This window comes from Candidatus Borrarchaeum sp. (assembly GCF_019058535.1).
GTDB classification, from domain to species: domain Archaea; phylum Asgardarchaeota; class Sifarchaeia; order Borrarchaeales; family Borrarchaeaceae; genus Borrarchaeum; species Borrarchaeum weybense.
Genome location: NZ_JAHPYX010000077.1, coordinates 1 through 9778, shown reverse-complemented (window position 1 = coordinate 9778; position 9778 = coordinate 1). Strand labels below are relative to the sequence as shown.

At 39.6% G+C, this 9778-nt stretch carries 7 protein-coding genes and 1 pseudogene; 2 read left to right on the top strand and 6 right to left on the bottom strand.

Features of this window, described 5'->3' with window-relative positions; translation table 11 throughout:
- The coding region (locus QVB70_RS04315; RefSeq protein WP_287583741.1) for an NAD(P)/FAD-dependent oxidoreductase at window positions 1-1014 on the top strand (1014 nt) is incomplete at its 5' end.
- Window positions 1015-1181: 167 nt separating this feature from the next.
- Window positions 1182-2390: a (Fe-S)-binding protein gene (locus tag QVB70_RS04310; protein WP_287583740.1), complete on the top strand. Its 1209-nt coding sequence runs from the start codon at window positions 1182-1184 to the stop codon at window positions 2388-2390.
- Between the two features lie 468 nt (window positions 2391-2858).
- Here the strand turns inward: QVB70_RS04310 and QVB70_RS04305 are convergent, their stop codons facing one another.
- From QVB70_RS04305 to QVB70_RS04280, 6 genes and pseudogenes are all read right to left on the bottom strand, one after another.
- A complete protein-coding gene (locus QVB70_RS04305; RefSeq protein WP_287583739.1) occupies window positions 2859-3164 on the bottom strand; it encodes a DUF6506 family protein in 306 nt (101 codons plus the stop codon).
- Between the two features lie 106 nt (window positions 3165-3270).
- Window positions 3271-6603, bottom strand: a complete 3333-nt coding sequence (locus QVB70_RS04295) for a hydrogenase iron-sulfur subunit (protein WP_342766542.1) — start codon at window positions 6601-6603, stop codon at window positions 3271-3273.
- A 3-nt stretch (window positions 6604-6606) separates the two neighbouring features.
- Window positions 6607-6702 (bottom strand): annotated as a pseudogene (locus QVB70_RS18515) (FAD-dependent oxidoreductase); the annotation flags it as partial.
- A gap of 209 nt (window positions 6703-6911) precedes the next feature.
- The gene (locus tag QVB70_RS04290; protein ID WP_287583738.1) at window positions 6912-8093 is read right to left on the bottom strand and encodes a dihydrolipoamide acetyltransferase family protein; all 1182 of its coding nucleotides are present in this window, start codon (window positions 8091-8093) and stop codon (window positions 6912-6914) included.
- Between the two features lie 46 nt (window positions 8094-8139).
- A complete protein-coding gene (locus QVB70_RS04285; RefSeq protein ID WP_287583737.1) occupies window positions 8140-9123 on the bottom strand; it encodes an alpha-ketoacid dehydrogenase subunit beta in 984 nt (327 codons plus the stop codon).
- A 13-nt stretch (window positions 9124-9136) separates the two neighbouring features.
- Window positions 9137-9778, bottom strand: a 642-nt coding sequence (locus QVB70_RS04280; protein WP_287583736.1) for a thiamine pyrophosphate-dependent dehydrogenase E1 component subunit alpha, incomplete at its 5' end; no start/stop codon positions are given.

Genomic DNA, 9778 nt, shown 5'->3' with positions numbered 1-9778 from the left:
TGGGTTGCCCTCGGCAGACCAGCTTGGGCAGATCCATGGTATCCAAGAAAACATTTTGAGGGACGACCAGAGGATGTTCGCCGGTGCATTTCTTGTGACTGGTGTACATATCTCTACATTCTCGCAAATGTGCCAGCTAGATGTGCTGTAAATTACTCCTTTGGACGAGAAAATCGATATCCGCCAGATGAGTATCTACAACCCGCTGAAACTCCTAAGGATGTCCTCGTTATCGGAGGAGGAGTTGCAGGAATGGAGGCGGCGAGAGTAGCTACGCTTCGAGGGCACAACGTCACATTATATGATAAGGACAATGAACTTGGCGGAATTATGCGCTATGCGTCCGATATCCCTTATCTCTACACTGGCGATTTAATGCAAATAGCTACATGGCAAATGACCCAATTGGAGAAACTTGGGGTCGAGGTAAAGTTAGGCGAAGCAGTAACCGTAGATCTCGTGGATAGAATAAACCCAGACGTCGTCGTAGTCGCCACTGGTGGAGTTTCTCCCAAACCGACAAGAATCCCAGGAATTGAACGCGCTATAACTTTTGACGAGTACTTGATGAAACGTCCCGAACTAGGTAAAGATGTAGTAGTTTTAGGAGGATACGAAGGAGCAGAAGCATCGGTTTCTATCGCCCGACAAGATAAGAACGTGACCCTGGTAAGTGAATCTGGTAGTATAACAGAGGCTGCTTACTTCTTTAATCTTCTTAGAGTTGTGCCATTGACGATGTTTTTTATGCCGGATGCAAATGTAAAATCTATCACTAATGCGACAATAAAAGAAATAACTGCTGATAGTGTTCGTATTGAGGTCGAAGGGGCAGAAAAAGTTCTTAAAGCTGATAATGTTGTTACATGCTTCCCAAGAGAACCCGTGGGAATGGCTCTTTACAATTCACTAAAGGGTAAAGTCCCAGAACTCTACAAAGCCGGTGATTGTGTAAAAGCAGGAGCAACGTGGAACGCAATTGATGATGGAAACTGGATAGCCCGTAAGATTTAGACTTCACTTCTCCTATTTTCTTTTTTTATTCATTCTCTTTTGTTTTGGAATGCTAGAAACGAAATCTATATAAAGCTTCAAAAATGCCCAGATACTTAATTAGTTCTCGATTGAGACTCGCCTCCTGTTTAGTTAATGATTTCAAATATTTTGGCGAGGAAAGGCCAGTGATATTCGCAAAAAGTGAGATAGACTCATCTTTTATTGACCAAATTTCATCGCTTAGCGGGCAAAATATTAGATTGTGCTCTCAATGCTCTCAATGTACTAGCAGTTGCCCAATTTCTTATGTTGACTCTTTTAACATTAGAAAATTGATAAGAGAGTTACAATTTGGTTTAAAAGAGAAAATCCTGCCTGGTGATGACATTTGGAAGTGTACTATGTGTTACGAGTGTTATGATCGCTGCCCAAATAACGTCAACATACCTAAAGTTATTGCAACGCTGAGAAAGTTGGCAATAGATGAAGGCTTAGGACCTAAAGCAGTTTTAGATGCAGAAAAAAACATCCTAGAATCGGCGAATGTCTTTAACCTAGACGAAGAAACGAGAGAGTTAGCATTAGAGGACATAAAGGACAGACTTGCTGCAAAAAGAATATCTTTTCCTACAAAACCTAAAGCCAAAGTTGTATACTTTCCAGGATGCCTCTCTCTATATTTAAATAGAGCCCAAGAAATCGCCTGTTCAATCATTGCGATTCTCAATAAAGTTAAGGAAAATTGGACATTTCTAGAAGAACTAAAATGCTGTGGACAGCCTCTTATCCTCACTGGCGCAGCTTCTGAAGATGATCTTAAGAAAATCGCTGAATGGAATGTGGACCAGATTGAAAAAAGTGGAGCGAAACGTTTGGTAACAGGTTGCCCTAGTTGTTTTCAAGCCTTTAAAGAAGAGTACCCTAAGATTCTAGGAAGAGAGCCAAATTTTGAAGTTGTTCACTTTATTCAACTTTTGAACGAGTACATTAATAAAAGACGCCTTCAGCGTCCTAGAAAACTGATCGAGCGAGTTACATATCATGATCCATGCGAACTCGGACGCGTTTGTGGAATATTTGATGAGCCCAGAGAACTCTTACTGAGAAAAAAACTCGTAAGTAGATTTGTTGAGAGTAAAGAGAGTTTAAGGAATAGCCGATGTTGTGGTGCAGGTGGTTTCTTAAAAAGTACGCATGAAAAATTGTCTAATGATTTGGCTAATGAGCGAATTAAGACTCTCATAAAAACTAAAACTGGACAGCATGTCCCAGTTTGTATCACAGCCTGTCCAAGTTGCAAGTTAAATCTTATAGATGCTGCTCAACGAAATAATGACGACATAAAAATAATGGACATAGCTGAACTGGTTGCGCAGCAATTAAGATTACTGTAAACTCACCTCGCGTATAGAATGTTAGATCGCACCTAAGTTAGAGACTTTCTACGAATGATTTCACCTTTTCTTCATAATTGCAAGATTTAACTTCTTCTGAAAGTCACTAAGTGTGCGTGGAAAACAGCGTACAAAGATCTCAGCGATTGGCTCTTAATTTGGCATGATATTGTTACTAAGACCATAAATCCAAAGGCAACCGTTGAACGCCCTAAAGGAATGTGTGCAGGGGATCCATATTGCGAATATGTTTGGAGAATAGAAGAGTGAACCTAGTACTTTAACGCGGTCTCTAAAGCTGTCGTGCATAGGAGTGAACATAAATGGGGAAATTATTGGAGAAAATACCGATTGAAACGTGTTGGGCAATAACTGCTAAAATTCTCTGGGTATTCATATTTTTCTAAATTCTTCTTTTCTCACTGTAAGATCTGTTATAAAAAATGGAAAAAAACAAAGAGATTTAAGCTAAAAGATTTCATCGCCACTTTTGCCTTCAAGTTTTGGATGATTATCAAATCGTATTGCGCCTACTGGGATTTTTCCTTCCACTGCTTCAACTATTTTTACAACACCTTTGTGACCAAATCCCCCACATAATTCAAATGCTTCAATTCCTTCTTCTTCAACCAATTTCTTTGCAACTTCAACTGCTTCTTCATAGTTTTTTGCAGATACTATATACGCTTCTACTGATGGTGTTGAGACGATTGCTTTGTGTTTTTCAGGATTCCCATCTGGAGACAGGAAAATAAATGCAAATTTAAAAGCCAAAAATATCCCTCCACACTTAGTATATTCTATTTATATTCCTAGATTCTTCATAAAAGTTTTCTCAAAAATTTGTTAAATTCTAATGGGCAGATCAAAATATACATTTTCAAGCGACTTCCCCTATTTTTTCGTGGTTCTTTTTGTGAACTTTTTCTTTGATAGTTTCAGTAAGTTCCTTAACCAAGTTGGCAAACTTTTCTCCTTCACTTGCTGAGATTAATTCAAATCGAAATCTTTTTTCATCAATTTCATTCTTTTTCATCCAGCGACGGAAGCGTTTAATAGCAGAGTTAGTTCCAGAGATATAGTGACAGTCCTGAGGGTGACAACCTATAACTGCTACTGCCCCAGCTCCTAGTTTAAAGGCCTCAGAAACAAAATCGACATCAACTCGTCCACTACACATGACACGTATAATTCTTATATTAGATGGATACTGCATTCGTGAAATTCCTGCAAGATCTGCTCCTGCATAGGAACACCAATTACAACAAAAAGCAATAATTTTCTCCTCAGGTGACTCTTGCAAGGCAGTACGCACTTGTGTGAGGATTTGCTCGTCAGTGAAATGTCTCATGGTTATTGCATCATTTGGACAGTCAGCCGCACAAACTCCACACCCTTTACACAATGCTTCCGTAACTACTGCTTTTGATTCATTCTCTTGCACCTTATTAAGTATGATGGCGCCATAAGGGCAGTTCTTAATGCAGATTTGACACCCTGTGCACTTCTCTTCATCAATGAAGGCTGTTATTCCTTCACTTACCACGAATCCTTTCGCCATGGGAATTGACGCCCTCATATCAGCCCCTAGTGCCTGAGCGATCGTATCAGTTACTCCTTTTGGCGCTTGCGCACAGCCACAAAGATAAATACCATCGGTTGCAAAATCGAGCGGCCTTAGTTTCATATGCGCTTCTTGGAAGTATTTGCCTGCGCCTATTGGGATTTTCAACTTCTTTGCAAGGTCTTCTACCCCTTCACTTCCCTTAGTTGCCATTGTTAGTACAACTAGATCTGGTCGGAGTTCTATTTCATCACCAAGGTATGTGTCATACGTCCTTACTACTATGTCACCATTTTCAGTATAGAGTTGCGGTTTTCTTTCTTTTTCATATCTAATGAAGTTGATATCATAATTTTCTAATATATTTCGGTAATATTTCTCATCTTTGCCGCCCAGAACGATGTCTTGGTATAAAATGTAGATTTTTGTTCCTGGATAGATATCCTTAATGTATTTTGCATTCTTAATGGCAGTTGCACAACCGATTCTACAACAACCAGTTATGCCATTTTCTTCCCCTCTAGCTCCCACGCAATTGATCATTACGATGTTGTTCACTTTCTTTAAATCGTTATTTTTGAGCATATTTTCGAGTTGAAGTTGAGTTATCACATTTTCGTATTTTCCATACCCATAATATCCATCTGCATCTAGTTCTTTATGTCCAGTCGCAATAACGATCGTAGATACATTGAAATTTTTGCGTTGTGTACTTTGAGAGATAGTAACGACGTAGTTTCCGATATATCCCTCAATATCTTCGATCTCGCTTCCTGTATAAACTTCAATATTCTTATGACTGCAAAGTTTAGAACTCCACTGCTTGAGCATTTCTTCAGCGGGGATATCATATGGAAATAATTTATACAATTTTGTGAGAATGCCGCCAAGTTCTTTTTCTCTCTCGACTAAATATACTTTAAAGCCCATGTCAGCTGCATTTAACGCTGCAATAATTCCAGATATGCCTCCTCCTACTACTAGGCATTCTTTTCCAACAGAGAGTTTACTTTCCTTCTGAGGTTCAAGAAGACGTGCTTTAGCCACTGCCATAGCTACTAGATCTTTGGCTTTCTTTGTGGCTGCCTCAGGTTCATCTGTATGAACCCATGAGCATTGTTCTCTAATATTTGCAAATTCAAAAAGGTAGGGATTCAATCCAACTTCTCGGAGAGTGTCTCTGAATAGATATTCATGCGTACGAGGAGTACATGCCGCTGCTACTACTCTGTTGAGATGATATTCATTAATAACTTCCTTTATTGTTTCTGCATAGTCTGCAGAACAGAGAAATTGCCCTTCTTCAGCATGGATAACATTTGGAAGAATTTTAGCATACTCGACAATTTCCGACACATCGACTACAGCCCCAATATTCTTTCCACAATGACAAACGAATACACCTATCCTTGGTTTCTCTGTTAAATCAATCTCAATCTCTGGGGGCAACTCAAGCTCTTTGGTTTCTGTGCCTCTTACATCTTTTAAGGGAATTACAGCTTTGGCAGCAGCAGCACTCGCCTGCGCTACTGCGTCTGAGATGTCCATCGGCCCCTGGCATGCACCACAAATATATATACCTTTTATATTAGTTTCAAAAAGCCTTGAAGGGTCTTTCGCCTTAAAGAACCCATCTTCATCAAGCTCGATTCCCAGCATTTCTGCAAGTTCGGTATTTCCATCATTTGGCACAATAGGAGGACATAGAACCAATAGATCTACTCGCAGCATTTCAATAGTGTTCGTATCGATATTTTCATATCTAATCAATATATCTCCAGTTTCATGATCCTCTGAAACTTCTCCAGGTATACTTCGAATATATTTTACCATATACCTTTCCTCTGCCCTTTTACGATATTCTTCATATCCTTTGCCGTAGGACCTTCGATCTATGTAAAAGATGTAGGTTTCTACGTCCGTTTCGTGTTCTGTAGTGAGGATGGCTTCTTTTGCAGAATACATACAGCAAATTTTCGAACAGTATGCTTTTCCTTTTCTTACATTCCTAGATAGGACGCATTGTATCCAAGCTACTTTCTTAATAGGTTTCTCATCTGAAGGTCTCACTAAATGTCCACCTGTCGGACCCGATGCGCTAAGCAATCTTTCGTATTGTAGAGACAAGAGTATATTTTTGTAAATACCATAACCGTATTTTTCGATAGGTTCTAGAAGTTTGTAGCCTGTTGCCACTATTATACTTCCGACCCTAATCTCAATTATCTCTTCTTTTTGCCAGAAATCTACTGCATTGGGTCCTTCCTTTTCGCAGGCGGCAATGCAATCACGGCATCCCCCACCAAATTTCTTGCATGCCTCCATATCAACCGTGAAAATATTTGGAACAGCTTGATCAAAAGGGCGATGTATTGCCTTTCGTTGTGCAATACCCACATCAAACTCGCTAGGAACTTTTACTATGCAAACTATTTCACATTCACCACAAGAGTTACATAAGTCCTCTTTCACATAACGTGGTTTCTTTAGTATTTTTACAATAAAATTTCCAGCGATCCCTTTCACTTCTTTGACTTCAGAATATGTCAGAAGTTCAATATTTGGATGCCTTAAGGCATCAAGCATCTTTGGAGCTTCGATACAGATACTACAATCATTTGTAGGAAAGGTTTTATCTAGCTGTGCCATATGTCCGCCAATGCTTGGTGTCCTCTCGACTAAATAGACCTTAAAGCCTTGATCAGCTATATCTAATGAAGCTTGAATACCAGTAATTCCCCCACCAATTACTAGAACTGCTCCAGATAATTCCTCAAGATTCTGCGCCAGATTTTTAGCCTCCTACCTTTTCTTACTGGCGTGCTTTCTATGATAATGTCTTTGCTACTTATACAGATTTTTAATTGAGATTGTAAAAATATATCTATTTATGCAAAGCGTCCTTGTGAATTTTGCAAACGTGTTTTGCACTCTTCGCTTTAAAATTTAAGATAGTGTCAAAGTATTGGAGTGAATGTTTCTAAGGTGCGCTTTATAGAGCGTAAAAATTGTGCTGCAAGTGCACCGTCAACAACTCTGTGATCGAACGACAAGCTTAATTTAGTCATAGGTTTGATCATTATGCCTTCATCGACTACAATGGGTTTCTTGGCAATTCGTCCAACTCCTAAGAGAGCAGTTTGTTGTGGAGTTAAAATAGGTGTGAATTCATCAACGTCAAACATACCTAAATTAGAGATAGTAAATGTACCTCCTCTCACTTCCGAGATGGAAAGTTTATTTTGTCGTGCCTTCTCGACAAGATCCTCTATAATTGTATTCAACTCTTTCAATGATTTCATATCAGCATTAGGAATTACTGGAACAATGAGGCCACCGTCTCCGCGCGCTACTGCCAGTCCGACGTTTATATTGGGATTTATTCGAATTTCGTTTTCTTCTATAGTAGAATTGAAAATCTTGTAGGCTTGTAACGCATCAGTTACAGCCTTGATAAGAATTGCATTATAAGACAACCTTAAGCGAGTTTTTTCTTCGAATTCTTTACGTAGTTTTACCATATTTGATGCATCTGCTTCCATCATCACTGTAACATGAGGGGCAGTTCGATAACTCTGAGTCATTCGTTCAGCAATGATTTTTCGAACTCCAGTTAACTGTATCCTCTCTTCCTCGGGAACAGCTGGCATAATTGTTCCCTGGTCTATTACTCTTAAAATATCCTCTTTTACAATCCGTCCCCCTGGTCCTGTCCCTTCAATCTGCGTTATATCGAGTTCGTGTTCTTTTGCAAGTCTTTTTGCAATTGGTGAGATTTTAATCCGTTCTGGCTTGACTTTTACTTCTTCTTCCTTTTTAATAACCCCTTTTTCTTCTCTTTCAGCTACTATGGGAACTTCAATCTTTAATTTTTCTTTGGCCTCTTTAACAGCTTTCTCTAATGCATCTGAAGAGTCTTCAACTTCCGAGATTATCGCTATCGTTGTTCCAATGGGAACTTCTTCGGCTTCCTCGACGAATATCTTATGGATGATCCCTGTGATTGGTGACTCGACTATAAATGAAACCTTTTCACTCATAACTTCGACTATTTCTTCGCCTTGAGTGACAGTATCTCCCTGTGCTTTCAGCCATTCTACAACCATACCATTTTCTTGTTCTTCGTCCAAGCGAGGCATAAAAAGAATCTTCGTAGAGATCACCCTCATTAGTTGATTTTTAAATTTAAAATAATTTTTTGGCAGCTGTGACTATTTTGTCTTTATTTGGAAGCATGAGTTTAATCAGAGGAGGAGCCACAGGTTCAGGGATTTGAAGAGTAGCGACACGCATTATGGGACCGTCTAGATAATCGAATGCATCTTCTGCGACGATTGCAGCAATTTCAGCAGCAACTCCGCATGCTAAATGATTATTATCCACAACTACCAACTTATTTGTCTTCTTAACGGAGTTTATAATGGTTTCTTTATCAAGTGGAACTAATGTACGCGGATCTATGACTTCAACGTTGATTCCTTCCTTATCTTCTAGTTGTTCGGCTGCTTCAAGTGCCTCACGCACTAAGTTACAGATTGCCACAATAGTCAGATCAGTTCCTTCCCTCTTGACATCAGCTTCACCAAAGGGGATCAGATACTCTTCTTCTGGCACTGGACCTTTAATTAAATAGAGTTTTGCTGTCTCAAAAAACATAACGGATGCCTTGTCTCTTATAGCCGTTTTTAATAATCCCTTAGCATCGTATGGAGTTGATGGTACAACAACTTTTAGTCCTGGAGTCTGTACAAACCACGGTATAAGAGTCTGAGCATGATCAGCTCCCGAACCGCGACCTTGTATAATTGCTGTTCTAATCGTCAAAGGTACGGTTAACTTTCCTCCAGTCATATAACGTAGCTTAGCCATATGATTTGTGATTTGGTTCATGGCACAGGGTAGAAAATCAGGATACATTATCTCGACAATCGGATTTAACCCGGTTATTGCTGCCCCAATACCTGCTCCTACAAATCCATCTTCACTAATTGGGGTATCACGGACCCTTTCTGGGCCAAATTCATCCAATAGTCCTTTAGAGACGCCATAAACGCCGCCAAGAAATCCTACATCTTCACCCATAAGAATTACGGTCGTATCTCGCCTCATTTCTTCACGCATGGCTTCATTAAGTGCTTCAGCCATACTAATTTCTCTTTGTGTACTCATTTCCTTTCCCTCCCTAGAAAACGAATCTCTCTAATTCTTCTGGACCTGGGAATTCGCTGTCAATAGCAAATTTTTCTGCCTTAGCAACTTCCGCCTCAACTTCTTTATCAATGTTAGTAAGTTGCTCTTCGCTCGCGATAGTACATTCAAGAAGATACTTTCTATGTCGTGCTATTGGATCTCTTTTCTTCCATTCTTCAACTTCTTCTTTCGTTCTATATGCGGTTCCTGGATCACCATAATAATGACCGTGATGCCTGTAAGTTTTCGCTTCTATTAATGTGGGTCCCTCACCCTTTCGTGCCCGCTCAACTGCAGTACGTGCAGTTTTGTATACTTCTATTACATCGTTTCCGTCTATAGCAAAGCCTGGTATATTATAGGCTTTTGCTCGAACAGCTATGTCTTTTACAGATGTCGATCGATTAACGCTTACAGAAATCGCGTATAGATTATTTTCACAAACGAAAACTACTGGAAGTTTCCATATTGACGCAAGATTGAGACTTTCGTGAAAGCCGCCTGTATTAGCTGCCCCATCTCCAAAGAAACTTGCAATAACTTGATTTGTTTTTCTCAATGTAGCTGATAGCCCAGCACCAACTGCTAATGGCGCTCCAGCACCAACTATGGATGATGAATATAACATTCCTTC

Coding starts and splice junctions, on each gene's coding strand:
- QVB70_RS04295 (WP_342766542.1), bottom strand. CDS start 6,603: ATGGCACAGCTAGATAAAACCTTTCCTACAAATGATTGTAGTATCTGT.
- QVB70_RS04290 (WP_287583738.1), bottom strand. CDS start 8,093: ATGCCTCGCTTGGACGAAGAACAAGAAAATGGTATGGTTGTAGAATGG.
- QVB70_RS04285 (WP_287583737.1), bottom strand. CDS start 9,123: ATGAGTACACAAAGAGAAATTAGTATGGCTGAAGCACTTAATGAAGCC.